15 protein-coding genes and 1 pseudogene are annotated in these 24,922 nt (G+C 71.6%); 3 read left to right on the top strand and 13 right to left on the bottom strand.

Features of this window, described 5'->3' with window-relative positions; all coding sequences use genetic code 11:
• Window position 1: 1 nt before the first annotated feature.
• From ACMXN5_RS22285 to ACMXN5_RS22255, 7 genes and pseudogenes are all read right to left on the bottom strand, one after another.
• The gene (locus ACMXN5_RS22285) at window positions 2-382 is read right to left on the bottom strand and encodes a WXG100 family type VII secretion target (RefSeq protein ID WP_439676680.1); all 381 of its coding nucleotides are present in this window, start codon (window positions 380-382) and stop codon (window positions 2-4) included.
• Window positions 383-531: 149 nt separating this feature from the next.
• Complete coding sequence (gene ilvC, locus ACMXN5_RS22280; RefSeq protein ID WP_439678057.1) at window positions 532-1,530, bottom strand: ketol-acid reductoisomerase; 999 nt, start codon at window positions 1,528-1,530, stop codon at window positions 532-534.
• 141 nt (window positions 1,531-1,671) lie between these two features.
• Window positions 1,672-2,199: an acetolactate synthase small subunit gene (gene ilvN / locus ACMXN5_RS22275; protein WP_020556335.1), complete on the bottom strand. Its 528-nt coding sequence runs from the start codon at window positions 2,197-2,199 to the stop codon at window positions 1,672-1,674.
• 43 nt (window positions 2,200-2,242) lie between these two features.
• Window positions 2,243-4,015 (bottom strand): annotated as a pseudogene (locus ACMXN5_RS22270) (acetolactate synthase large subunit); the annotation flags it as partial.
• 540 nt (window positions 4,016-4,555) lie between these two features.
• A complete protein-coding gene (locus ACMXN5_RS22265; protein ID WP_439676679.1) occupies window positions 4,556-7,309 on the bottom strand; it encodes a putative bifunctional diguanylate cyclase/phosphodiesterase in 2,754 nt (917 codons plus the stop codon).
• A 584-nt stretch (window positions 7,310-7,893) separates the two neighbouring features.
• Window positions 7,894-9,462: a DUF2079 domain-containing protein gene (locus ACMXN5_RS22260; RefSeq protein WP_439676678.1), complete on the bottom strand. Its 1,569-nt coding sequence runs from the start codon at window positions 9,460-9,462 to the stop codon at window positions 7,894-7,896.
• A gap of 89 nt (window positions 9,463-9,551) precedes the next feature.
• A complete protein-coding gene (locus ACMXN5_RS22255; protein WP_439676677.1) occupies window positions 9,552-10,529 on the bottom strand; it encodes a 2-hydroxyacid dehydrogenase in 978 nt (325 codons plus the stop codon).
• 94 nt (window positions 10,530-10,623) lie between these two features.
• Between ACMXN5_RS22255 and ACMXN5_RS22250 the strand changes: the two genes are divergently transcribed.
• Both ACMXN5_RS22250 and ACMXN5_RS22245 read left to right on the top strand, forming a co-directional pair.
• Window positions 10,624-11,784, top strand: a complete 1,161-nt coding sequence (locus ACMXN5_RS22250) for a PQQ-dependent sugar dehydrogenase (protein WP_439676676.1) — start codon at window positions 10,624-10,626, stop codon at window positions 11,782-11,784.
• 73 nt (window positions 11,785-11,857) lie between these two features.
• Entirely contained in the window at window positions 11,858-13,681 is a 1,824-nt protein-coding gene (locus tag ACMXN5_RS22245) for a hypothetical protein (RefSeq protein WP_439676675.1), read from the top strand.
• A 2,364-nt stretch (window positions 13,682-16,045) separates the two neighbouring features.
• Here ACMXN5_RS22245 and ACMXN5_RS22240 read toward each other — a convergent pair.
• From ACMXN5_RS22240 to gatC, 6 genes are all read right to left on the bottom strand, one after another.
• Complete coding sequence (locus ACMXN5_RS22240; protein WP_439676674.1) at window positions 16,046-18,952, bottom strand: helix-turn-helix transcriptional regulator; 2,907 nt, start codon at window positions 18,950-18,952, stop codon at window positions 16,046-16,048.
• A gap of 159 nt (window positions 18,953-19,111) precedes the next feature.
• Window positions 19,112-19,336, bottom strand: a complete 225-nt coding sequence (locus tag ACMXN5_RS22235) for a hypothetical protein (RefSeq protein WP_126644110.1) — start codon at window positions 19,334-19,336, stop codon at window positions 19,112-19,114.
• A gap of 418 nt (window positions 19,337-19,754) precedes the next feature.
• Window positions 19,755-21,239 (bottom strand): Asp-tRNA(Asn)/Glu-tRNA(Gln) amidotransferase subunit GatB, encoded by a 1,485-nt coding sequence (gene gatB / locus ACMXN5_RS22230; RefSeq protein WP_439678056.1) that lies wholly within the window; start codon window positions 21,237-21,239, stop codon window positions 19,755-19,757.
• Between the two features lie 14 nt (window positions 21,240-21,253).
• Window positions 21,254-21,490: a hypothetical protein gene (locus ACMXN5_RS22225; protein ID WP_078975311.1), complete on the bottom strand. Its 237-nt coding sequence runs from the start codon at window positions 21,488-21,490 to the stop codon at window positions 21,254-21,256.
• A gap of 39 nt (window positions 21,491-21,529) precedes the next feature.
• Window positions 21,530-23,023, bottom strand: coding sequence for an Asp-tRNA(Asn)/Glu-tRNA(Gln) amidotransferase subunit GatA (gatA, locus tag ACMXN5_RS22220; RefSeq protein WP_380037625.1), 1,494 nt, complete (start codon window positions 23,021-23,023; stop codon window positions 21,530-21,532).
• A gap of 5 nt (window positions 23,024-23,028) precedes the next feature.
• Window positions 23,029-23,325, bottom strand: a complete 297-nt coding sequence (gene gatC / locus ACMXN5_RS22215) for an Asp-tRNA(Asn)/Glu-tRNA(Gln) amidotransferase subunit GatC (protein ID WP_078975313.1) — start codon at window positions 23,323-23,325, stop codon at window positions 23,029-23,031.
• 458 nt (window positions 23,326-23,783) lie between these two features.
• Here gatC and ACMXN5_RS22210 point away from each other — a divergent pair, with 458 nt between their 5' ends.
• A complete protein-coding gene (locus ACMXN5_RS22210; RefSeq protein WP_379995161.1) occupies window positions 23,784-24,704 on the top strand; it encodes an alpha/beta fold hydrolase in 921 nt (306 codons plus the stop codon).
• Window positions 24,705-24,922: the final 218 nt, after the last annotated feature.

Below are 24,922 nucleotides of genomic sequence, written 5' to 3'. Positions count from 1 at the left end.
GTCAACTCACCTTCCCGGCAAGGGAGATGGTGACGGCGTGCTCGTTGCGGTCGTAGTTGTCGGCGATCGAGTACAGCCCGTCGGAGATCTCGCCCAGATCGGCGGTCAGCCGCGCGATCTGGTCCTTCCACCGCGCGGTAACCAGCGGGGCGGCCAACTGCCAACCGGCAAACGCGGTCCTGGCGCTCAGCGCGTCCGGCACCGACCGTACGGTGTTCACCTCGCCGGCGGTCACGTGCAACGTCTTGGCGGAGGCGCGCAGTTGTCCCGCCTCGACCTTGGTCTTGTCGTTCGGACCGGTGGTGCCGCCGTTGCCGGGCGGGATCACGCTCTGCGGCATACCGGGGTTCAGTACGGTTCGGATCTTCGAGGGATCACTCATGATCGCCGAGTCAAGCGATCATGGGATGGCGCTCGAAACCGACGCGTGGTGAAGCCCGCGTGAACGACGGGGGCCCGATCCGGAAAGTGCCCCGGACCGATCCGGTCCGGGGCACCCACGCCGCCGTGTGGCGGGCAACTCGTCGAGGATCAGGCCTCGTTGGTCACCCAGCTCATCATCTTGCGGAGCTCCTTGCCGGTGGTCTCCAGCTTGTGCTCGGCGTCCGCCTTCACGTACTCCTTGTACTTGGGCAGGCCCGCCTCGTACTCCGCCATCCACGCGCTCGCGAACGAGCCGTCCTGGATCTCGGCGAGGACCTTCTTCATCTCCGCCTTGGTGTCGGCGGTGATGATCCGGGGGCCGGTGATGTAGTCGCCCCACTCGGCGGTCTCGGAGACCGACCAGCGCATCTTCTCCAGGCCGCCCTCGTACATCAGGTCGACGATCAGCTTCAGCTCGTGCATGCACTCGAAGTAGGCGATCTCCGGCTGGTAGCCGGCCTCGACCAGGGTCTCGAAGCCCGCCTTGACCAGCGCCGAGGCGCCGCCGCAGAGCACCGCCTGCTCGCCGAACAGGTCGGTCTCGGTCTCTTCCTTGAAGGTGGTCTTGATCACGCCGGCGCGGGTGCCGCCGATGCCCTTCGCGTAGGAGAGCGCGAGCGCGAGGGCCTCGCCCGACGCGTCCTGCTCGACCGCGACGATGCACGGCACGCCGCGACCCTCTTCGTACTGCCGGCGCACGAGGTGGCCCGGGCCCTTGGGGGCGACCATGCACACGTCGATGTTGGCCGGCGGCTTGATGAAGCCGAACCGGATGTTGAAGCCGTGCCCGAAGAACAGCGCGTCGCCGTCCTGGAGGTTGGGCTCCACGGCCTCGGCATAGACCTTGGCCTGGACCGGGTCCGGGGTGAGGATCATGATGACGCTCGCCTCGGCGGCGGCCTCGGCGGGGGTGACCACGCGCAGACCGGCCTCCTCGGCCTTGGTCCGGCTCTTCGAGCCCTCCAGCAGACCGACCCGCACGTCGACGCCGGAGTCCCGCAGGGACAACGCGTGGGCGTGGCCCTGGCTGCCATAGCCGAGCACCGCGACCTTGCGGTTCTGAATGATGGACAGGTCGGCGTCGTCGTCGTAGAACAGCTCGGCCACTTCGGGGTTCTCCTTCAAGACGGGTGTTTCCGGGGGCCACGCCCCGCTCGTCATCTTCCCAAATCACGAGCGGGCCGCGGGTCCGCGGTCTGCAATGTGGACCGTGCCGGACCGGGGGTCGGGGGTCCGGCCGAGCCGGTGTCAGGCCGAGCGCTCCACCGACCGCAGCGAGCGATCGGTGATCGAGCGGCCGCCGCGGCCGATGGCCACGACGCCGGACTGGACGAGTTCCTTGATGCCGAACGGCTCCAGCATGCGCAACATCGCGGCGAGCTTGTCGGGGCCGCCGGTGGCCTCGACGGTGACCGCCTCCGGCGAGACGTCGACCGTCTTGGCGCGGAACAGCTGGACGATCTCCACCACCTGCGAGCGGGTCTCGTGATCGGCGCGCACCTTGACCAGCAGCAGTTGGCGCTGCACCGACGCGGGCGGGTCCAGCTCGACGATCTTGAGCACGTTGACCAGCTTGTTCAGCTGCTTGGTCACCTGCTCCAGCGGCAGTTCCTCGACCACGCTGACCACGATGGTGATCCGGGAGATGTCCGGATGCTCGGTGGTGCCGACCGCGAGCGAGTCGATGTTGAAGCCCCGACGCGAGAACAGGGCGGTGATCCGGGCGAGGACACCGGGCTTGTTCTCGACGAGGACCGAAAGGGTGTGCTTGGACATGATCGCTGGACTCCTATGCCTTCCTGATGCCCTGTCGGCCTGTTCAGTCGTCCGAGTCGCCGAAGTCGGGGCGCACGTCGCGCGCCGCCATGACCTCGTCGTTGGAGGAACCGGCCGCGACCATCGGCCACACCATCGCGTCCTGGTGGACGACGAAGTCGATGACCACGGGCGCGTCGTTGATCGACATCGCCTTGTGGATGGTCTCGTCCAGCTGGTCCGGGCTCTCGCAGCGCAGTCCGACGCAGCCCATCGCCTCGGCGAGCTTGACGAAGTCGGGCAGCCGGCGGCTCTGCAGGTCGGTGTTGGAGTAGCGCTCGTTGTAGAAGAGCGTCTGCCACTGGCGGACCATGCCCAGGGTGCCGTTGTTGATGATGGCGACCTTGATCGGGATGTTGTTGACCGCGCAGGTGACCAGTTCCTGGTTGGTCATCTGGAAGCAGCCGTCGCCGTCGATCGCCCACACCGTGGTGTCCGGCATGCCGGCCTTGGCGCCCATCGCGGCGGGCACCGAGTAGCCCATGGTCCCGGCGCCGCCGGAGTTGAGCCAGGTGTACGGCTTCTCGTAGCGGATGAACTGCGAGGCCCACATCTGGTGTTGCCCGACGCCGGAGGCGAAGATCGTATCCGGACCGGAGATCGCGCCGAGGCGCTCGATCACCAGCTGCGGCGACAGCGAGCCGTCGGCCGGCAGGTCGTAGCCCAGCGGGTAGGTGTCGCGCCAGCGGTTCAGCGCGGTCCACCACTCCTGGTAGTCGCCGAACCGGCCGGCCTCGTGCTCGGCCTGGACCGCGACCACCAGATCGGCGATCACCTCGCGGGCGTCGCCGACGATCGGCACGTCGGCGGTGCGGTTCTTGGAGATCTCGGCGGGGTCGATGTCGGCGTGCACGATGGTGGCGTGCGGCGCGAAGGTGTCCAGCCGGCCGGTGACCCGGTCGTCGAAGCGGGCGCCCAGGGCGAAGATCAGGTCCGACTTCTGCAGCGCGGTGACGGCGGCGACGGTGCCGTGCATCCCGGGCATGCCCAGGTGTTGCGGGTGGCTGTCCGGGAACGCGCCGAGCGCCATCAGCGTGGTGACCACGGGCGCGCCGGTCAGCTCGGCGAGGATCTTCAGCTCGGCCGACGCGTGGGCCTTGAGCACGCCGCCGCCGACGTACAGGACCGGGCGCTTGGCCTCGCTGAGCAGCCGGGCGGCCTCGCGGATCTGCTTGGCGTGCGGCCGGGTGACCGGGCGGTAGCCGGGCAGTTCGGGGGTGCCGTTCCAGACGAATTCCGTGGTCGCCTGGAGGGCGTCCTTGGAGATGTCGACCAGGACCGGGCCGGGCCGGCCGGTGGAGGCGATGTGGAACGCCGCGGCGATCGTGGGCGCGATCTCGGCCGGGTCGGTGACCAGGAAGTTGTGCTTGGTGATCGGCATCGTGATGCCGCAGATGTCCGCCTCCTGGAAGGCGTCCGTACCGATCGCGGCGCTGGCCACCTGGCCGGTGATGGCGACGATCGGGACCGAGTCCATGTGCGCGTCGGCGATCGGGGTCACCAGGTTGGTCGCACCGGGGCCCGAAGTGGCCATGCACACCCCGACCTTGCCGGTGGCCTGGGCGTATCCCTCGGCGGCGTGGCCGGCACCCTGCTCGTGCCGGACCAGGACGTGGCGCACCTTCGTCGAGTCCATCATCGGATCGTAGGCGGGAAGAATCGCGCCCCCGGGGATGCCGAAGACCGTGTCCACCCCTGCGGCTTCCAGGGAGCGGATCAGCGCTTGGGCTCCTGTCACCTGATCGGTCATGCTGTCGTCTCTTCTCGATCTGAAGTCGGCATATCGAGTGGGGCGCGAGGCCCGGACCCGTCGGACTGCAACAAAAAACCCCCCGTGCCGTTAGGCAAGCGAGGGGGGCGCGCGAACCGACTCGGTGGTCAGTTCACGCGCTTCTCAAGTACGAGGATTCGGGTCTGCATGCCCGCGACTCTCCCTCTGCGCCGGTATACGTGTCAAGCCGAGCCCTTGCACGTCTCACTATTCGGGACGCGTTGTCCAGATTCGATCAAGCCCGCAGGCGAGCGGGGGGCCTGGGCGGTGGGACGCGGTCGGGGGCGGGACGGGACGGGCGGCGGGGGCGCGGAGCGGGCGGCGGCGTGGGGCGCGGCGTGCGCCGGCGTGGTGCGGCGTGCGGCGACGGGACGGGTGGGGCGACGGCCCGGCACGCGAGCGGCTGGAGGCGGGGGGTGGGGCGGCGGGCGAGTACGGGCGCGGGCCGCGCGGCGAGCGGTGGGACGGGCTGCGACGGGCGGATGAGAACGGGCGCCGGGCCGCGAGCAGTGAGGCAGGGCGCGGGGTGGTGGCGGGTGGGTGGGGTCAGGGTTGGGGGCGGGGGACTTGTAGGGGTAGGGGGGTGCGGGCTTCCGGGAGGGGCTCGGGTCTTGGGCCTCGGACGGCGCTGTTGCCCAGCGGGGTTTGGCCCAGGACTTCGAAGATGGCGTCGCCCGGGACCGCCGGGTGGAACCACGTGCCCTGGCCCTGCTGGCAGCCCATTTCGCGGAGTATGTCGACCTGCGCGTGGCTGTCGATGCCCGCCGCCACCAGGGTCAGCCCGGATTCCAGGCCGAGCCGCACGATCGTCGAGGTGAGCACGGTCAGATGCGGACACGTGCCGACCTCGGCCACGAACGAGCGGTCGATCTTGAGCGCGTCCACCGGCAGTCGGCGCAGGTAGGTCAGCGACGAGTGACCGGTGCCGAAGTCGTCCAGCGACAACCGCACGCCCAGCCGCCGCAACACCGCGATCCGGCCGAGCAACAACTCGTCGCCGTCGGGCAGGACGTTGTCGATGATCTCCAGGGTGAGCGCGGTGGCCGGCAGATCGGCCGCGTGCAACGTCTCCTCCAGCACCTCCAGGAAGCCCGGACCGGTCAACTGGCGGGCGGCGAGCCCGACCGTGACGCCGATCTCGTGGCCGCCCGCGCGCCAGGTCGCGGCGGCGAGCGCGCTCTCCTCGAGGAGGCGGCGGCCCACCGGTGACAACCGCCCGTCGACCCCCGCGGTCAGCCGCACGTGGTCGGCCCGGGCCGGCACCGCGCCGTCCTCGACCCGACACAGCGTCGCCTCGACGTCGCGGACACGCCCGGTGTCCAGGTCCACCACCGGCTGGTACGACACGGCCAGCCGTCCGTCGCGGTCCACCCGTCGGCGGCCCGCGGCCCGGGCCGCCCGGCGTTCGACGTCGGCGTCCATGTCCGGGGTGTAGACCTCGACGCGGCCCTTGCCGCCGTCCTTGGCCCGGTACATCGCGGCGTCGGCGTGCCGCATCAGGTCGGCCGGGGCGATCCCCGGCGCGGAGAAGGCGATCCCGATGCTGGCCGCGACCCGGACCTCGCCGTCGGCGATCCGGTACGGCGCGGACAGCGTGGACAACAACCGCTCGGCGATCTCGCGGATCGCGCGCGGACTGGGGTCGCCGACCAGGAGTGCGGCGAACTCGTCGCCGCCGAACCGGGCCACGGTGTCGCCGATCCGGACCGCGTGTTCCAGCCGGCGTGCGGCCTGGACGAGCAGTTCGTCCCCCGCGGTGTGCCCGTAGTTGTCGTTGACCGCCTTGAACCCGTCCAGGTCCACGAACAACACCGCGATGGTGGGGGTGACCCCGCGCCGCTGGGCCAGCGCGTGCTGGATCCGGTCCTCGAACAGGGCCCGGTTGGGCAGATCGGTGAGCCGGTCGTGGAAGGCGTCGTGTTCGAGCTGGGTCTGCAACTTGATCCGGTCGGTGACGTCGCGGCTGTTGAAGATCAGCCCGTCGCCGTAGCGATTGACCGCCGACTCGGTGTGCAGCCAGGTGCCGCCCGCCGAGCGGATCCGGCACTCCACCCGCACCATCGCCGGGTCCGCCTCGCCGGCCGGCAGCGTGCCGTCCAAGAACGCCCGCAACTCGCGCTGCACGCGGGCGCTCTCCTCCGGATGGATGAGCAGTTCGAGCCGGGTGCCGACCAGTTCCTCGGGCTCGAACCCGTACACCCGGCGCACCGCGTGGCTGACGTACTGGAGCACGCCGTCGCTCGCCGCGATCATGATCACATCGCTGGAGCCCTGGACCAGGGAGCGGAAGTGGCTCTCCTTGGCGGACAACTCCTGGGCCATGAAGACGTTGTCGACCAGCGTGATGCCCTGCCGCAGCACCAGCGTGACCAGTACGGTCGCGCCGACTCCGAGCACCACCTTGTCCGGCGCGTGGCCGGCCACCGCCCCGCCGAGCACACCGGCGGTACACACCGCGGCGGCGATGTACGGGGTGAGCGCGGACAACATCGAGATGGTCCGGTGCCGGGGCCGCTCGTGCGCCTCGACCCCCTGGCCCGTCCACGGCGCGATGGCGAGCAGCAGGCTGCCCGCGAACCAGCCCGCGTCGAGCAGGCCGCCGGAGCGATATCCGCTGTTCAGCCCGGGGGTGGTCCACAGCGCGTCGCTCATCACCGTGACCGCGAGCCCGACCAGGGCCAGATTCAGCGCCGCGCGATCTCCGGAACCCGCCCGAAAACGCAATCCGAGGACCATGCTGATCATCAGGATGTCGAGCACCGGATAGGCGAGCGTGAGCACGATCTTGATGATGTCCGAGCGGTCCCCGCTGGTACTGCGGGCCAGCGCCAGGCTCCACCCGAGGGTGAACAGCGAGCCGGCGATCAGCCAGCCGTCCAGGGCCATGCAGGTCCACGCGGCGATCCCGCGCGGGCGTTGCGCGACGAGCAGCAGGCCGACGATGGTGGGCGGCGCGAACAGCAGGAAGATCACGTCGGTCGGCCCCGGCGTGGGCACCGGGACGCCGAGCACGACCTCGTACCAGCCCCAGATGCCGTTGCCGAGCGAGACCATCGTGGCGGAGAACGCGAACAGCGCCCAGGACAACCGGGCCCGGCCGGCCTCGTGCACGGCCTTGAGCGCACACGAGACCGCCGCCACGGCCGCGGCGGCGGCCAGGCCGAAGTCGCCCATCGCAAGCGACAGTGTCGGATTGCCCCAGCCCTGGAGCGCACCGATCGCATACACGAGGCACAACGGCACGATCAGGTACTTCAACTGCCGCTGCGCAGGGGTGTCGGCCAAGGTCAGCAGCCGCACCGGGTCGTCGTGGCTCGGCCACTCCGGCAGTGGTCCCCCGGCATTCCGCACTCCCCTCTGCCCGAAGTCGCCGCCACGGCGCTTCACGGCACACCACCGGCCCTCATACCCCGGCCGTGAGGCGGGGCGGTCGGCGCCGGCGCGACGGGGGTGCGACACCCGACCGTGCGCGTCTCTCAACGCCCCACGACTCGGACGATACACCAACCCGTCACTGTGAGCTTGTCTTTCTCCACACAGAGTAACTAATGATGCCCAGCATGGGAGTCCCTTCCCGTGCATTTGTGACAAAGTCCCGACACTGGGCGGAAAGAGGGGCTCTGATCAGGGCAAACCTGGGAGTTTCAGGGAGCGCCCGAGGACCGTCACGGGCCCCGGGAGGGCATTCGGAGCCCTCCGGAGGGCATGGTGGGGCTCGATCGGGACCACCGATCGATGCCCGGCCCGGCGGCCGGCGGCGCGACGGGAGAACTCGGACGGCCGAGCGCGGAACCGGCGCGGACGGGCGCGGAGGGCTCGCGGGCGGAGCGGGACGGGGCTCGCGCAGGCTCGCCGGGTGGCCCCGGAGCCGACGCGGCCTCGCCTCAGTTGCGCTTGAGCAGCACCGCGCCCGGCTCCCGGGCCACCTCGGTGAACCCCTGTCCGATCAGGTAGGCGATCCAGTACCGGGCCCAGTCCTTGTTGTCGCCCCACACCTCGATCGCCGCATAGCCCGGACCGGGCAGGATCGTCGGGAAATCGGTCACCCGCGCACGTGCGGTCAACTGCGGCGAGAAGCTCATCGTCGCCGACACCGTGGCGTCGTCCGGGACCCGGTCGAGCACCTTGTGTGCGGAGTGCACCCGGTCCTGGACCATCCAGGTGCGCTTGTGCAGCAGGTCCATCAGCGGGAAGTCGCGCGCGAACGCCATCGACACCGCCAGCGGCACGATCGCCGCCTTGACCGCGTAGCGGCGCAGCCAGTCCACGTGCGACGCGCGCAGTTTCACCACGCCGTCCACGAACGCGGCGAACACGATGGGCATCAGGACCGCGCTGTAGTGGAAGTAGGTGCCCCAGTAGAACGTGTTGCTGGAGGTGAACCGCCACAGGATGGTGGGCGCGAGCATCGCCACCAGCGGCGAGCGCAGCGCGATGAACCCCGTGGGCAGCAGCAGCATGAACAGGGTCATCCACTTGACGCTGGGGAACACCATCGACTTGGGCAGTTCGATCACCAGATCGGTGAGCGGCACCTGGCTCAGCGAGGTGGACGGGTCGGCCGCGCCGGAGCGCTGGGACGAGTCGAGATTGCCCCAGAACGCGTAGGTGTCGTTGGGGTTGATCGCCGGCAGCAGGACGAAGATCGCCAGCGCGAACGCGGTGACGCCGATCAGCACGTGTACGAGGGCCAACTTCCAGCGGCGCAGCACGAGCAGCGGTACGGCCGCGGCGGCCAGGGTCAGTCCCAGGTCCTCCTTGACCAGGACCAGCGGCAACCACCAGGCCAGCGCCTGGACGTGCCGGCCGAGCAGGAACCGGTCGAGGCCGAAGGCGAGCAGCGGCACCGCGAACGCGATCTCGTGGAAGTCGAAGGAGATCGCCGACTGGATGCCCCAGGACAGCCCGTACGCGATGGCCACGCCGGCGGCGCCGAGGCCGCCGAACGCGCGCGCGGCGATCCGGGTGATCGGGACCACCGAGATCGCGACCAGGAACGCCTGGGCCACCAGCAGCGTGCCGGGGCCGGGGAAGATCCGGTAGATCGGGCCGAGCAGCGCCAGGATCGGGTGGAAGTGTTCGCCGAGCACGTTGAACCCGGGCGCGCGGATATCCGAAACCGGCGCCTCGAAGTGCGCGTAGGACCGGACCACCTGTTCGAACAGACCCAGGTCGTACGCGTGCGTCTCCATCCGGCGGTGGCGCAGCAGCGAGTGGGCCGTGTAGATCACGAAGAAGAGCGCGGCGAGCAGATACGGGAGGCCGCCGGGGCCGATCCGGTCCCGGGCGCGCTCGACCACGGTGCGCAGGCGGAGATCGTGTTCACTCGATCGGGGGGCGATGATCGCCCCCTCCGCGACCGCCGGGGCGGTTGGCGCATCGCCCGGCGCGGCCGGTCCCGATGCCTCGAACCGCTCGTGAACAGCGCCGTGCGCCATCCCCCTGTCGTCCATGTCTCTCCGTCCCGGTCGCGTGCGCGGGGCACACCGTATCGGTGCCGGCCCCACGCCCCAGCAGAGCGCGACCGGACGGTTTCGGTTGCTCAACGACGCACGATGTTGACCGGAGTCACCCCTTCGGACCAGCGTTCGAGCTGCCCACGGATCAATCGCAGGGCGCGTGGCAGGAAGGCGGACGAGCTGCCGCCGACGTGCGGGCTGATCAAGACGCCGGTGGCGAAGCGCAGCGGGTGGTCGGCGGGCAGCGGTTCGGGGTCCGTGACGTCCAGGGCGGCCCGGAGCCGCCCGCTCCGCACCTCGGCGAGCAGCGCCGCAGTGTCCACGACGGGGCCGCGCGCGACGTTGACCACCAGCGCGCCGTCGGGCAGTCGGGCCAGGAAGTCGGCGTCGACCAGGCCGCGGGTGTCCTCGGTGAGCGGGACGGTGAGGATGACCACGTCGGTGTGCGGCAGCAGGTCGGGCAGTTCGCTCATCGCCCGGACCGGTCCGTGTACTCCGTCGCGCGGGGTGCGCGCGACCCGGACCACGTCCACCTCGAAACCCTGGAGCCGGCGGTCGACGGCCTCGCCGATCGCGCCGTACCCGAGGATCAGCACCCGCTTGTCCGCCAGCGCGGGGTAGAACCCGGCGCGCCACTCCCCCGCGTCCTGGCCGCGGACGAAGCCCGGGATGTCGCGCAGTGCGGCGAGGGTCAGGGCGAGGGCGAGTTCGGCGGTGCTGGTCTCGTGGATGCCTCGGCCGTTGCACAGCAGCACGCCGGGTGGCAGGTACGGCAGCACGTGCTCGTAGCCGGCGGTGAGCGTCTGGATCATCCGGAGGCGGGGCATGTCCGCGATCCGCTCCAGCGTGTGCGGGGCGAAGGTGTAGGGCAGCACGTACAGCTCGACCTGGGCGGCGGTGTCGGGGATCGGGCCGTCGGCGCCGTCGTAGACGTCGATGCGGGAGCCGGTGCCGTCTGCGCCGCCCGCGCCGCCTTCGCCGCCTTCGCCGCTCAGCGCGGCGGGGATGGGGGCGAGTTGTTCGAGGCTGTAGGGGACCCAGATCCTGCCGTCGCTGACCATGGCAGGAACTGTAGATGTCGGGCGGCGATCCATCCGCCGGGGGGCGGGGGCGCATTAGGGTCGAGGAGTTCCGAGATGGTGGGTGGTGTTTGCGGTGCGCGGTAGGCGTCCGAGGGCCGGTTGGTCCTCCCTCGTGCTCGTCGTCGCGCTGGCGACCGGGCTCGCCTCGTGTGGGGGTGGCGGCGGGTCGGCCGATCACCAGGCCACGCCTGTGCGTTCGGCCACGCCCGGGGCCGGGACCGGGGCGCCGAACGTGCCGGCCGGGCCGACCGCGGCCAAGCCGCCCGAGCCGGTCGTCGCCGGGGAGTTGGCCCGGGACCTGAACACGCCGTGGGGTGTGGCGGTGCTGCCGGATCGGGACGCGCTGGTGTCCTCGCGCGACACCGGGACGATCACCCGGTTCGGGCCGGGCACGGTGCCGCCGGTGCCGGTCGGGACCGTGCCGGGCTTCGTGCATCGTGGGGAGGGGGGTCTGCTGGGGATCGCGGTGTCGCCGAAGTTCGCGACCGATCATTTCCTCTACGCGTACCTCACCACGGATCGGGACAACCGGATCGTCCGGATGACCTACGTGCCGGGGCAACCGCTGGGACAGCCCGAGGTGTTGCTCGACGGGATCCCGGCCGGCTCGAACCACAACGGCGGCCGGATCGCGTTCGGCCCGGACGGCATGTTGTACGCGGGCACGGGCGAGGCCGGGCACAAGGAGGCGGCGCAGGACAAGTCGTCGCTCGGCGGCAAGATCCTGCGGCTGACCCCCGACGGCAAGCCGGCGCCCGGCAACCCGTTCCCGAACTCGCCGGTGTGGAGCCTGGGACACCGCAACGTGCAGGGCCTCGCCTGGGACTCCACCGGGCGACTGTGGGCGAGCGAGTTCGGCCAGGACACCTGGGACGAGCTCAACCTGATCCGTTCCGGCGCCAACTACGGCTGGCCGGAGGTGGAGGGCGCGGGCGATCGGCCCGAGTACATGAACCCGGTCGCCCAGTGGGCCACCGACGACGCCTCGCCCAGCGGCATCGCGATCCTGGGCGACGTGGTCTACCTGGCCGGCCTCAAGGGCGAACGGTTGTGGCAGGCCCCGATTCTGGGCTCCACCGTGGGCGAGCCGAAGGCGTATTTCCAGGGCAAATACGGCCGGTTGCGCACGGTGGTCGCCGTGGGCGGCGAGTTGTGGTTGGTCACCAATATGACGGACGGCCGGGGCACGCCCCGGAAGGGCGACGACCGGATCCTGCGGCTGGTGCTGAGCTGAGGATCGGCCCGTGGGGCACCTCGGGTCGGCGTCCGAGGCGGGCGTTAGCGTGTGCGCCCGAGGGAGGACACACATGGACCGGGGCCTGGTGTTGGTGCTGCGCGAGCTTTCCGAAGCCGACGCGGCGGGAGTCTTCCCGCGCTTGGCGGGACTGCGCGGGATCGACGCGATGATGCCGAACGAGGTGTGTCTGTCGGACGCGCTGGTGGCCGAGATCGCCCGGATCGGCAGCGGCGCGGAGCTGGTACGGGCCGCCGCCAACCCACGCTTGACGGCGAGTCAGCTGTGCCGGCTGATCGAGGCGGGGGGCGAGGCGGTGGTGGCGGGGGTCTTTCCGCCGGACGTCGAGTCGCCGGGGGGCGGGGCGCCGGGGGGCGGGGCGTCGGCCGGTTCGGGCGGCGAGGGCTCCATGGGCGACGGTTCGGCGGACGTGCTCGATCGGGCGCGGGCGGAGCTGCGGCGGCCCGGCACATCCGCCGAGCGGGCCGTCGAGTTGTTGCGCGCCCATCCCGTCCTCGCGCACACCGCGCGCCAGGCCGGCAGCGTACGCCTGTTGCACTCGCCCGATGCGCCGGTGACCCGTACCGAGGCCCTGGACCAGGCCGGATCGGCCTTGCGGGCCGGGGTGTTGGCGCCGCGCGAGATCCTGCTCCGGATGCGGCCGGCCCGGGTCGCGGCCCAGGTGCTCGCGGTGGTCTCGCGCGAACACGCCTATGTCACCGGCGAGATGGCCGTGCACGAGCTGCTGCGGCCCGCGATCGTGGCGACCCTGGGCACGAGTTCGGCCGCGTGGGCACATCTGGCCCGGGCGCTCGGGCGGTTCACGGGCACGCTGCCCGAGTTGTTCGCCGAGTCGAAGGCACACACCGGCGAGGCCGCGATCCGGGTGCCGGCCGCCGTACGCCCCTCGGTGGGCTTCCTGCTTCGCCGCCTGAACGAGGACGAACTCACCTCCGTCATACCGCACTTGGACGATGCGACGGCCGTCGCGCTGCTCCCGGGCAACGTCCCGCCGCTGGCCCACGTCGCCGAGGCGGCGCTGCGGTGCGGCCACCCCGCGCTGTTGGCCGCGTTGGCCGAACACCAGCATGTGGGACGGCAGTACGCGAGCCGCCTTCGCGACCTCGGCGACGACGGCCTCGACCTGCTGCTGGTGAACAACGACTCGGGGGTCACCGCCGAGCTGCGCCGGGAGATCTACACCGGCCGGCGACCCGGGCGGCCCATCGCCCCGATGCACCCGGACCTGCGCATGCAGCTCATGGAGACTCCGGCCTACAGCGCCGAGTACGAGGCGATGGCCCGGTCCGGCGATCCGGCCGTGGTGGACTTCGCGCTGCCGCGCTGCGAGGCCCGCAAGCTGCGGCGCATCGACTGGATCGACGTGGTGCTGAATCTGTGGGAGCGCGCCGACCCCCTGGTCACGCGCGATGTCCTCACCCGCCACCACGACCTGTTCCCGGACCGGATCCGAACCACGGCCGAGGCGGCCCTGGCCGCCGAAGACCCCACGCCCCTGCGGGAGTTGCGCGCCAAGTGGGACCGAGGCCCACGCACCGAACCGCCCGTCCCGGAATACCGCCGCCCAGCGGGCGAGCGACTGCGGGACAGCCCCCTCGAACAGTGGCACTCCTGGCTCGTCACGGCGGCCTCGGACGGCGACGTCGACTGCGAGGAGATCGTCCAACACGCCCGCCCGGTCCGCTTCGCCCTCGAAGCCCTGGTCTCCGTGGACACCAACCACTGGTCCAAGGCAAACCCCCGCCCGGCACTCGCGCGACTCGCGAAACGAATCGGCCCCAACCCGGAGGCCTGGGTCGTCCTGGCCACCCTGACCCCCGACTTCGACGGCACCCTGACCGAACTCGCCGACGTCTGCGCGGCGGCGGCGGGTTAGCCCACAGCGCGCACCGAAGCCCCGTTGCCCGAAGGGGAACGGGGCTTCGCCCGTGCGCAGCCTTGCCGAGTGGGTCGAGTGCGTTCGGCGGGGGTTGCGCTTTGGGTTGCGGGTGGCTGGTGCGGGGCCGGTCAGAGTCGGTGGTGAGCCGCCGCCGGCGTGCGGGGCTCCGAGACGGAGGGGTTCCGAGACCGAGGGGTTCCGACGAGACGGGCGTGTTGGTCGGCGGAAAAGCGGCCTGCAGCGGCGGGCGGGGAGGGTGCTCGGGTTGAGTTCGCCGGGCGTGCGTTCTTGAGTGGGCCGGGCGTTTTCGGCGCACGTCGCGCTTTGGGTTGCGAGTGGCCCGTGCGGGGCCGGTCAGAGTCGGTGATGGGCCGCCGCCGGCGTGCGGGGCTTCGGGGCGGAGGGCTCCCGACGAGGCGTGAGCGTTGCTCACCGAAAACCGGCCGGCAGCAGCGGGCAGGAGGGCGCTCGGGTCGAGTCCGTGGAGGAGCCTTCCCGAGTGGGCCGGGCGCTTCCGGCGAGCGCTGCGCCTTGGGTTGCGGGTGGCCGGTCCGGGGCCGGTCAGAGTCGGTGATGGGCCGCAGCCGGCGTGCGGGGCTCCGAGAGTCGGGGCCCGACGAGACCACCCCGTTGCTCGGCGAAACCGGCCGGCAGTGGGGGAGCGGGTGAGGGATCGGGTCGAGTCCGCCGGGTGGCCTTCCCGAGGGGGCCGGGTGTTTCCGGCGCGAGCTGCGCTTGTGGTTGCGGGTGGCTGGTGCGGGGCCGGTCAGAGTCGGTGGTGGGCCGCCGCCGGCGTGCGGGGCTCCGAGACTTCGAGGTCCTGACGAGATGGGTGTGTTGGTGGGCGAAAAAGCGGCCTGCAGCGGCGAGCGGGGTGGGTGCTCGGGTTGGGTTCGCCGGGCGTGCGTTCTCGAGTGGGCCGGGTGTTTCCCGCGGGCGTTGCGCTTGTGGTTGCGGGTGGCTGGTGCGGGGCCGGTCAGAGTCGGGGGTGGGCCGCCGCCGGCGTGCGGGGCTCCGAGAGTCGGGGGCCCGACGAGACCACCCCGTTGCTTGGCGAAACCGGCCGGCAGTGAGGGAGCGGGAGGGCGGTTGGGTTGGGTTCGCCGGGGGCCTCTCGGGTGGGTCGGGGCGTTTCGGGGGTGTTTGGAGGGGGGTTGGGGTTCGGAACCGGATCGCGATGGGTGGTTGTGGGCTTCGAGGCTCGGTGACCTGCGGTTTTGCGGGGTCGAGGCGGAATGTCGGGCGACGGGTGCCGGTTTCGTGCGCTTCGACCCCTCAACGCCGGCGCGGAGACCGAAACTGCACACTCGGAGCCGGCTTCGAACGCTGCGGCCTTGCGGAGGTCGTCGAGGGGACCGGAAGTGCCCAGTGAGGGTCGAAACCGGATCCCGAGGCACCTCAAACGCTCCCCTTTTCGCGCTGACCTGCGGTTTTCTCTCACGCCGAGGTCACGGCGCCCCACGCCGTCCGGTTTTGTGAACCCTCGTCACCCACACGCCGACCGCACGCCGGAAACGCCCGGCCCACTCGGGAGGGCTCCTCGGCGGACTCGACCCGAGCGCCCTCCTGCCCGCCGCTGCCGGACGGTTTTCGCCGAGCGAGGCGCGGCGTCTCGTCGGGAGGCCCGGGTCTTGGAGCCCCGCGCGCCGGCGGCGGCCCACCACCGACTCTGACCGGCCCCGGACCGGCCACCCGCAACCCAAGGCGCAACGCCCGCCGGGAACGCCCGGCCCACTCGGGAAGGCTCCCCGGCCGGCTCGACCCGAGCACCCTCCCGCTCCTCGCTGCCGGCCGGCTTCGGTGAGCAACGCGCCCGTCTCGTCGAGGACTTCGGGTCTTGGAGCCCCGCACGCCGGCGGCGGCCCACCACCGACTCAGACCAGCCCCGCACCGGCCACCCGCAACCCAAGGCGCAACACGCGCCGGAAGCACCCGACCCACTCGGAAAGGTCGCCCAGGGAACCCGACCCGGCCAGCCTCCCGCCCCTGCTGCCGGCCGGTTTCGCCGACCGACGCGGCCGTCTCGTCGGGAGCCCTCCGCCCCGAAGCCCCGCACGCCGGCGGCGGCCCATCACCGACTCAGACCAGCCCCGCACCGGCCACCCGCAACCTAAGGCGCAACGCCCGCCGAAAACACCCGGCCCATTCGGGAACGCACGCCCGGCGAACCCGACCCGAGCACCCTCCCCGCCCGCCGCTGCAGGCCGGTTTTCGCCGACCGACACACCCGTCTCGCAGGAAGCCCCAAGTCTCGGAGCCCCGCACGCCGGCGGCGGGCCGAATGGCTCGCCGAGCCGGCCGATGTCACCGCTCGGCCCGTTTGTGGCTGGACCATCGCGGCACGGGCAGCAGGTGATCCCGCTAGCTGTCCACCAAGTGGAGCCGATGTGCCACCGCCGCTGCTTCGCCTCGGCCGGTGACCTGGAGTTTGGCCAGGATGTTCGAGACGTGGACGCTGGCGGTCTTGGCGCTGATGTACAGCTCCTCCGCGATCTGGCGGTTGCTGCGGCCGTCGGCGACCAGCCGCAGGACGTCGATCTCGCGTGGGGTCAGGGTCGGCAGCGTCGTGTCGGACTCGCCCTGGGTGGGCGGGCCGACCCGGGCTCGGCGGCTGAGCAGGTCTATGTGTTCGCGCAGCGTCTTGGCGCCGAGCCGGGCGGCCGTTTCGGCGGCTTCGGCCAGGCGGCGGGCGGCGGCGTCGCGGTTGCCGGTGGCGAGCAGGGTCTCGGCGTGGCGGAAGCGGACCCAGGCGGTGCGGTAGGGCTGTTCGGTCAGCTCCCAGGCGGCGGAGGCCAGGCCCCACAGTTCGGCGTCGTCGGTGCCGGCCGCCCGGGCCGACTCGGCCCCGACCAGCGCGGCGTAGGCCGCGTCGAGTGGGCAGTCGATCGCCAGCGACGCGGCCATCGCCGCGATCCGGTCGGCGATGTCCTGGCGGGTCTTGAGCTCCGATTCGCGGGGGCGCACGGTCGAGGTGCGGGCGTCGGCCTCGTTCGCGGCGGCGTCGGCGAGCAGGGGCCACATGTAGCGCTGGTGGCCGGGTGGGCAGCCGGCGGCCAGTGCCGCGACCAGCGCCTCGCGGGCCTCGTCCAGCCTGCCCTGCGCCTCGGCCACCCGGATCTCCGCGCGGGCCAGCGGGATCGCGTATTGCGCCTCGACGTAGCGCGAGCCGGCGGCCAGTCGGGACCGCCGCAGGTGCGCCTTGGCGCCCCGCACGTCGCCCCGCGCCAGGCACAGGCCGACGAGTTGCAGTTCGAGGTGGCGGGTGGTCTGCGGGCCCGGATCGAGATCGAGGGTCTTCTCCACCAGCGTCGCCAGATCGGCCCAGTCGCCGACCGACAGCAGCGACTCGGCCAGGTTGCCCAGCGCGAACGAGCCCGACGTGCGGGTGAGTCCGCGTTCGGCGGCCAGCTCCATCGCGCGTCGCGCGGCCACCGTGCTCTCCCGATGCCGGCCCAGGCCCTCCAGGAGCGAGGCCTTGTTGCTCAGAATGTGTACGAGGCTGTCCGGCTCACTGCTGCGGATCGCGGTCTCCTCGGCGAGGGCCAGCTGGGCCATGCCCTCCTCCACCCGACCGATCTGTACCAGGCCGCAGGCGAGCGTCTTGCGCGCCTCGGCCTCGATGTCGGGGCTGTCCACGAGCTGCGCGTGCTCCAGCGCGATCATCGCGTCGGCGACCACCTCCCCGCCCTCGCCGTCGAGCATCCGGTCCCGGGCGATGTGCGCCAGCACGCGGGCCTGTTCCTTCGACGGCGGCAGTCCGTCCAGGATCTCCTTGGCCCGGTTCAGCTCCGGCCGGCCCGACGAGCGGCACATCGTGCGCAGACCGCGGGCCTTCTCCCGCCACAGGAACGCGGCCAACTCGGGTTCGGCGACCGGGTCGACCAGTTCGATGGCGCGCTTGCAGAAGTGGATGGCCAACTCCCGCTCGCTGCCCAGCCGGGCCGCCGTGACCGCCTCGATGTAGATGTCGAGCAGCCGGCGACCGCTCAACCGCTCCGGATCGGGCACCTGCTCCCACAGCAGCAGGGCCCGCTCGAGCAGCCGGGTGCGCTCGTCGAAGGCATAGCGCTCACGGGCCGCCTCGGCCGCCGCGAGCACCGCCGGCAGCGCCTTGACCGCCTTGCCGGCGTGGAACCAGTACGTCGCGATGCGTCCGCGCAGTTCGTCGGCGCCGACCAGGTCGGGGCAGCGCTCCAGGGCCTCGGCGAAGGTCGCGTAGAGCCGGACCCGCTCGCCCGGCATCAGGTCCTCCCGGACGGCGGTGCGCACCAGCGCGTGCCGGAACTGGAACTCGTCGCCCGTCGGCACCAGGACGTGCGCGGACACCGCCGTGCGCAGCGCCTCCTCCAGCCGGTCGGGGTCGAGCCAGGAGACCTCGGTGAGCAGCCGGTGGCCGACCGTGACCCCGCCGATCGCGGCGAGCCGGATCACCTTCTGCGCGTCCTCGGACAACTCCTCGATCCGGATCAGCAGCAGGTCGCGCAACGTGTCGGAGATGCCCGTGAGCTGGCCGTCGCGGATGCTGCATGCCAGCTCTTCGACGAAGAAGGCGTTGCCCTCCGACTTCTGGAAGATCTGCCGGATCAGCCGGCGCGGCGGCTCCTCGCACAGGATGCCGCGCAGCTGGTCGCCGACCTGGGCCCGGGTGAGCCGGCTGAGGTCGATCCGGGCGACGTTGTGCACCCGGTCCAGCTCGGCCAGGAACGAGCGCAGCGGGTGGCGGCGGCCGACCGCGTCGGCGCGATATGTACCGATGATCAGGATGCGGCCGGTGCGCAGCAGGCGGAACAGGAAGCCGAGCAGTTCGCGCGTGGACGAGTCGGCCCAGTGCAGGTCCTCGATCGCGATGACCAGGGTGCGGTCGGTGCCGAGCCGCTCCAGCAGGCCGAGCATCAGTTCGAACAGGCGGACCCGGTCGAACTCGCCGTCGCGCGTGATGGTGCCCGGCGCCAAGTCGGGCAGCAGCCAGGCGAGGTCGCGCTCGCGGCCGGCGGCGGCCTCGGCCAGCTCGGGGCCCATCCGGCGCGAGAGGGTGCGCAGCGCCGCCGAGATCGGCGCGAATGGCAGGCTCTCCGCGCCCAGTTCCAGACAGCCGCCGACAGTGGTGACCGCGCCCTGCTCCTCGGCGCGCTGCAGGAACTCCTGGAGCAGCCGGGTCTTGCCCACGCCGGCCTCGCCGCCGACGAGCACCACGCCCGGCGTGCCCTCGTCGGCTTCGCGCAGGGCCGTGCCGAACCGCGCCATTTCCAGGGACCGGCCTACGAACACGGGAGAAACCGAAATACTCGCCACGATGCCGAGCATGTCACGTCCCTCCCCCTCGCAGCGGGGTATTTCACGCCCGGCGAAACCCGTTTGCGCAGGTCAGCCGCAGGGTTCCGCCGAGCGTGGCCGGCGTCACGTGCCTGCCTCGCGTCTCTCGCGCTTCTACCGCGCGAACAGGCGCAGATGGGATATCCGCCACCCCGATACGCCGCGATCGGAACTGAGACCGCCGGCACCGTGACCGCTTCGCCGCTCCTCGCGCCGGGCCGCCCGCGCGGCCTTGGCCGCCAACCGGCTCGTGCGCAGCGCCTCGCGGACCACGCGGTCGCGCTCGGCGGTGGCGCGCAGTTCGAGTTCGCGGGTGCGGAAGAGTTCGTATTCCAACATGGTGTTCGACCTCCGGGTCACCGAGCCGGTCCGTCCGGCTCGTGGTACGAGCTTCGCGTCCCAGGGGGGCCAGGGGCATCGGTCGGATGCCGCATCCGGGATCACTCGGCCCGCCCGATACCGATCTAAGGCGGCTCGGAAGAACCCGATAAGGGGGTCGAACAGACCTAGGGAGAACCCCGGTGGAACTTCAGGCACACCGAGGTACTTCCCAACCACGGACGGTGAAGAGCCGCTGAACGGAGGCCAAAGGGCGCCGAACACCGGCCCCTGACCGGGAATCGGGACGCCGAAGACCGGCGGACACCGACGCGAACAGCCTCGGGTCGGTCGGCGAAGGCCGGCCACGGACGCCGAAGAGCCCCCGACCGCACGCGGCGGTCGGGGGCTCTCGGCACCATCCGGGAAGGCGGCCCGGTCAGGACACGCCCAGGCGCTCCAGGATCAGCTCCCGCACGCGCGCCGCGTCGGCCTGCCCGCGCGTGGTCTTCATCACCGCGCCGACCAGCGCGCCCACCGCCTGCACCTTGCCGCCGCGGATCTTGTCGGCGATACCCGCGTTGGCCGCGATCGCCTCGTCCACGGCCGCGCCGAGCGCGGAGTCGTCCGAGACGACCTTGAGCCCGCGCGCCTCGACCACCGCGTCCGGCTCACCCTCGCCGGCCAGTACGCCGTCGATCACCTGGCGGGCCAGCTTGTCGTTCAACTCGCCGCCCTTGACCAGCGCCGCCACGCGGGCGACCTGGGTCGCGGTGATCGGCAGCGTGGCCACCTCGACGCCGCGCTCGTTGGCCCGCCGGGACAGCTCGCCCAGCCACCACTTGCGCGCCGCGTCCGCGTCGGCCCCGGCGTCGATCGTCGCCAGGATCACGTCGAGCACACCCGCGTTGACCATCGACTGCATCTCGAAGTCGTTGACGCCCCACTCGGCCTGGAGCCGGGCCCGGCGCAGCGACGGCAGTTCCGGCAGCGTGCCGCGCAGCTCCTCGACCCACTCGCGCGAGGGCGCGACGGGCACGAGGTCGGGCTCGGGGAAGTAGCGGTAGTCCTCCGCCTCCTCCTTGATCCGACCGGCGGTGGTGCTGCCGTCGTCCTCGTGGAAGTGCCGGGTCTCCTGGACGATGGTCCCGCCGTCGGAGAGCACCGTGGCGTGCCGCTGGATCTCGAAGCGGATGGCCCGCTCGACCGAGCGCAGCGAGTTGACGTTCTTGGTCTCGCTGCGCGTGCCGAACTTCTCCCGCCCCTTGGGCCGGAGCGACAGGTTCGCGTCGCAGCGCATCTGGCCGAGTTCCATCCGGGCCTCGGACACCCCGAGCGCGCGGATCAGCTCGCGGAGTTCAGCGACGTACGCCTTGGCGACCAGCGGGGCCAGCTCGCCCGCGCCCTCGATCGGCTTGGTGACGATCTCGATCAGCGGGATGCCGCACCGGTTGTAGTCGAGCAGCGAGTAGTCGGCGCCGTGGATGCGGCCGGTCGCGCCGCCCATGTGCAGCGACTTGCCGGTGTCCTCCTCCATGTGCGCGCGCTCGATCTCGACCCGCCAGGTCTTGCCCTCGACCTCGACGTCGAGGTAGCCGTCGAACGCGATCGGCTCGTCGTACTGCGAAGTCTGGAAGTTCTTCGGCATGTCCGGATAGAAGTAGTTCTTCCGGGCGAAGCGGCACCACTCGGCGATCGAGCAGTTGAGCGCGAGGCCGATCCGGATCGCCGACTCGACCGCGGTCGCGTTGACCACGGGCAGCGCGCCGGGCATGCCCAGACACGTCGGACAGACCTGGCTGTTGGGCGCGGCGCCGAACTCGGTCGAGCAGCCGCAGAACATCTTGGTCGCGGTGCCCAGTTCGACGTGGACCTCCAGGCCCATCACCGGGTCGTAGGTCTCCAGCGCGTCCTCGTAGGACATCAGGCTGGTGGTACTCACAGGGCGTCGGCCTCCGTCAGCTCGTCGTCGGTCTCGCGCATCGCCCGGATCAGCAGGGCGAAGCCGGTGACGACCGCGGCGGCGCTGATCACCGCGTCGGCCAGTTCGAGCTTGTCGTTCTTGCCGCGCGCCTCCTTGATCTGCTTGATCACGCCGAAGGCGCCGACGAGTTGCATGCCGACGCTGAAGACCTTGCCGATGTTGCTCTTGGGGGCTTTCTTCTTCTTGGCCATATCGACTCCTCGAAAAGTCGCCGGGAAAGTCGGGAAGGATCAGAGCGCGGGCGCGCGGTCGAGCAGCGGGGCACCCCAGCGGGAGAGGTAGCCGGCCTCGACGGCGGCGCCCACCTTGTACAGCCGATCGTCGGCCATCGCCGGCGCGATGATCTGCAGACCCACCGGCAGGCCGTCCTCGTCCGCCAGACCGCACGGCAGCGACATCGCGGCGTTGCCCGCGAGGTTGGACGGGATGGTGCACAGGTCCGCGAGGTACATCGCCATCGGGTCGTCCGCGCGCTCCCCGATCGGGAAGGCGGTGGTCGGCGTGGTCGGCGAGACCAGGACGTCGACCTGCGCGAACGCGGCCTCGAAGTCGCGCGTGATCAGCGTGCGGACCTTCTGCGCCTGGCCGTAGTACGCGTCGTAGTAGCCGGAGGACAGCGCGTACGTGCCGAGCATGATCCGGCGCTTGACCTCGGCGCCGAAGCCCGCCTCGCGGGTCAGCGACATGACCTCCTCGGCCGAGTGCTCGCCGTCGTCGCCGACCCGCAGGCCGTAGCGCATGGCGTCGAAGCGGGCCAGGTTGGAGGACGCCTCCGAGGGCGCGATCAGGTAGTAGGCCGGCATCGCGTACGTGAAGTTGGGGCAGGAGATCTCGACGATCTCCGCGCCCAGCTCGCGCAGCAGTTCGACGGCCTCGGCGAAGCGCGCCAGCACGCCCGCCTGGTAGCCCTCGCCGGCGAACTCCTTGACCACGCCGACGCGCATCCCGCGCACGCTCCCGGAGCGGGCGGCCTCGACCACGTTCGGCACCGGGGCGTCGATCGAGGTCGAGTCGAGCGGGTCGTGCCCGGCGATCGCCTCGTGCAGCAGCGCCGCGTCGAGCACGGTGCGCGCGCACGGGCCGCCCTGGTCGAGCGAGGAGGAGAAGGCGACGAGGCCGTAGCGGGAGACCCCGCCGTAGGTCGGCTTGACGCCGACCGTGCCGGTGAGCGCGGCGGGCTGGCGGATCGAGCCGCCGGTGTCGGTGCCGATCGCCAGCGGCGCCTGGAAGGAGGCGATGGCGGCGGCCGAACCGCCGCCGGAGCCGCCGGGCACCTTCGTGGTGTCCCACGGGTTGCCGGTCGGGCCGTAGGCGGAGTTCTCGGTCGAGGACCCCATGGCGAACTCGTCCATGTTGGTCTTGCCGAGGACGACCACGCCCGCGTCCTTGAGCCGGCGGGTCACGGTCGCGTCGTACGGCGGCCGCCAGCCCTCCAGCATCCTCGACCCGCAGGTGGTCGGCACGCCCTTGGTGGTGAACACGTCCTTGAGCGCGAGCGGTACGCCGGCCAGCGGGCCGAGGCGATCGCCGCGCGCGCGGGCGTCGTCGACGGCCTTGGCCGCGGCGAGCGCGCCGTCGGCGTCCACGTGCAGGTAGGCGTGCACCTTGGCGTCGACGGCCTCGATGCGGTCCAGGTGCGCCTGGGCGACCTCGACGGCGGTGACCTTGCCGTCGGCGATGGCGGAGGCGGTCTCGGCCGCGGTCCAGCGGATGGTCTCGGTCATGGCCGTCACTCCTCTCCCAGGATCCGGGGCACCCGGAAACGCTGCTCTTCGGCGGCCGGCGCACCGGACAGCGCCTCCTCGGGGGTGAGCCCGGGGCGGACGACGTCCGGCCGCATGACGTTGGTCAGCGGCAGCGGGTGCGAGGTCGGCGGGATGTCGTCGGCCGCGACCTCGGCGACGCGGGCCACCGCGCCGATGATGTCGTCGAGCTGGGCCGCGAGGTGGTCGAGCTCCTCGGCCCCGAGCTCGAGGCGCGACAGCCGGGCGAGGTGGGCGACCTCCTCGCGCGTGATGCCAGGCATGCAGGCGGGTTCCTTCGGTTTCGTCGGGTGTGGGGGCCAAGTCTATGGCGAAGCGGAAACGGATTCCGTGACGGCCGGACGGGCCGGCGGCGCGGTCCGGCGGCGGGGTGGTTCACGTGGAGCGCGGCCGGCTCCGAGTGGCTCGGCGGGTGCGCGACGGCCCGCTCGAAGCGGCTCGGCGGGTGCGCGAACGCGCGCCGAGGGCGCCGCGAGGGGCGTGGCGGGGGCGTGGCGACCCCGGGCAGGTGCGAATATTTCCGGCCGGATGGCACATCTCGTCGAACAACCCGGAAGTAACTTCACTCAAATGCCAACTTCCGTTACCGACTGGGTAAGAGAACCTTGCGAAGCCACTCTCCGGTCTGCGTCCCCCCGCGTCGATCGGCCCTTCGCACAACTCTTGGGCCCGGCGTCCGAGAGCGCGCTCGTCAAGGACTCGGGGCTTGGGAGGGGACACGATGGCCGCCATCGTGCTGGTACACGGGATCGCGCAGGAATACAGGTCGGCCCACACGCTCGAGGAGGAGTGGGTCCCACGACTGGCCCGGGGAGTGAAGGCCGCAGGTTTTCCCGAGGTCGCGGACCGTCTGTGGAAGTACCGCCACACCCGTCGCGGGATCGACGCGCGGATGGCGTTCTATGGTGATCTGCTCCGCCGGCACCCGTCGCAGAGCGAAATGATCGACGAGGACATCCAGCACGAGGTGACCGCGCGGATAGGCCGCGAATGGCTGGATCGTGCCGCGGTTCGCGGCTCGGTGCCGCCGGAACGGCAGCGCGCGGCACGGGAGATCGCCCGCCTGGAGGGCGGGCCCGGGGAGACGGGACGCACCGTCGTGCTCTCCCCGACGTGTGGACTCGCGGGGCTGCGCTGGTTCGCGGCCGACGGCCCGGGCTCGGCCGGCGGATTCGTGAACAAGGCGCTCACTCAGCTCACCCGCTACCTGACGGACGATCAGACCCGGAACCGGGTGCTGGATCGGGTCGGTGCCGAGATCGGTTTCGACACCAAGGTGGTGATCGGGCATTCGCTCGGGGCGGTGGTCGCGTACGAACTCGCGCACCGCTTGCGCAGACCGCTGCCGCTGCTGATCACGCTCGGGTCGCCGCTCGGCCCGGACACGGTGGTCGACTCGTGGGTGCGGCCGCAGCCGGCGCAGCCGCCGGCGTTCGTGGAGAACTGGGTGAACCTCGCCGACCGGGACGATCTCGTGGCGGCCGATCCCACGTTGGCGCGGATGTTCCCGGTGCCTATGGAGGGCGGGCCGGTGCTTCGGGGTGGGTACACCGGGGAGCATGGGGCGGAGCCGCACAAGGCGTGTTTCTACCTGCAGCGGCGGGAGATAGGGCGGTCTGTGGGGTTGGCCTTTGGGGTTTAGGTCTCCTTGGGCGGAGGGCTTGGTTGTCGCGGCGCGGGTGGGCTGCGGTCCGGCTGGTTTGGGGCGTGGCCGGGCTGCGGTCCGGCTGTTCGCGCGTGGCCGGCGTGCGGCGCGGCTGGTTGCGCGTGGCCGGGCTGCGGCGTGGCTGGTTGCGCGTGGCGGCCGGCCTGCGGCGCGGCTGGTTGCGCGTGGCGGCCGGCCTGCGGCGCGGCTGGTTG

It is taken from the genome of Embleya australiensis, from assembly GCF_051903075.1.
In the GTDB taxonomy this organism is placed as follows: Bacteria; Actinomycetota; Actinomycetes; order Streptomycetales; family Streptomycetaceae; genus Embleya.
The sequence above is the reverse complement of the archived record's forward strand: the minus strand, read 5'-3'. Positions and strand labels throughout refer to the sequence as shown.

Coding starts and splice junctions, on each gene's coding strand:
- ACMXN5_RS22285 (WP_439676680.1), bottom strand. CDS start 382: ATGAGTGATCCCTCGAAGATCCGAACCGTACTGAACCCCGGTATGCCG.
- ACMXN5_RS22210 (WP_379995161.1), top strand. CDS start 23,784: ATGGCCGCCATCGTGCTGGTACACGGGATCGCGCAGGAATACAGGTCG.
- gatC (WP_078975313.1), bottom strand. CDS start 23,325: ATGCCTGGCATCACGCGCGAGGAGGTCGCCCACCTCGCCCGGCTGTCG.
- ACMXN5_RS22245 (WP_439676675.1), top strand. CDS start 11,858: ATGGACCGGGGCCTGGTGTTGGTGCTGCGCGAGCTTTCCGAAGCCGAC.
- ACMXN5_RS22235 (WP_126644110.1), bottom strand. CDS start 19,336: ATGTTGGAATACGAACTCTTCCGCACCCGCGAACTCGAACTGCGCGCC.
- ACMXN5_RS22260 (WP_439676678.1), bottom strand. CDS start 9,462: ATGGACGACAGGGGGATGGCGCACGGCGCTGTTCACGAGCGGTTCGAG.
- ACMXN5_RS22255 (WP_439676677.1), bottom strand. CDS start 10,529: ATGGTCAGCGACGGCAGGATCTGGGTCCCCTACAGCCTCGAACAACTC.
- gatB (WP_439678056.1), bottom strand. CDS start 21,239: ATGTCCTACGAGGACGCGCTGGAGACCTACGACCCGGTGATGGGCCTG.
- ACMXN5_RS22225 (WP_078975311.1), bottom strand. CDS start 21,490: ATGGCCAAGAAGAAGAAAGCCCCCAAGAGCAACATCGGCAAGGTCTTC.
- gatA (WP_380037625.1), bottom strand. CDS start 23,023: ATGACCGAGACCATCCGCTGGACCGCGGCCGAGACCGCCTCCGCCATC.
- ilvN (WP_020556335.1), bottom strand. CDS start 2,199: ATGTCCAAGCACACCCTTTCGGTCCTCGTCGAGAACAAGCCCGGTGTC.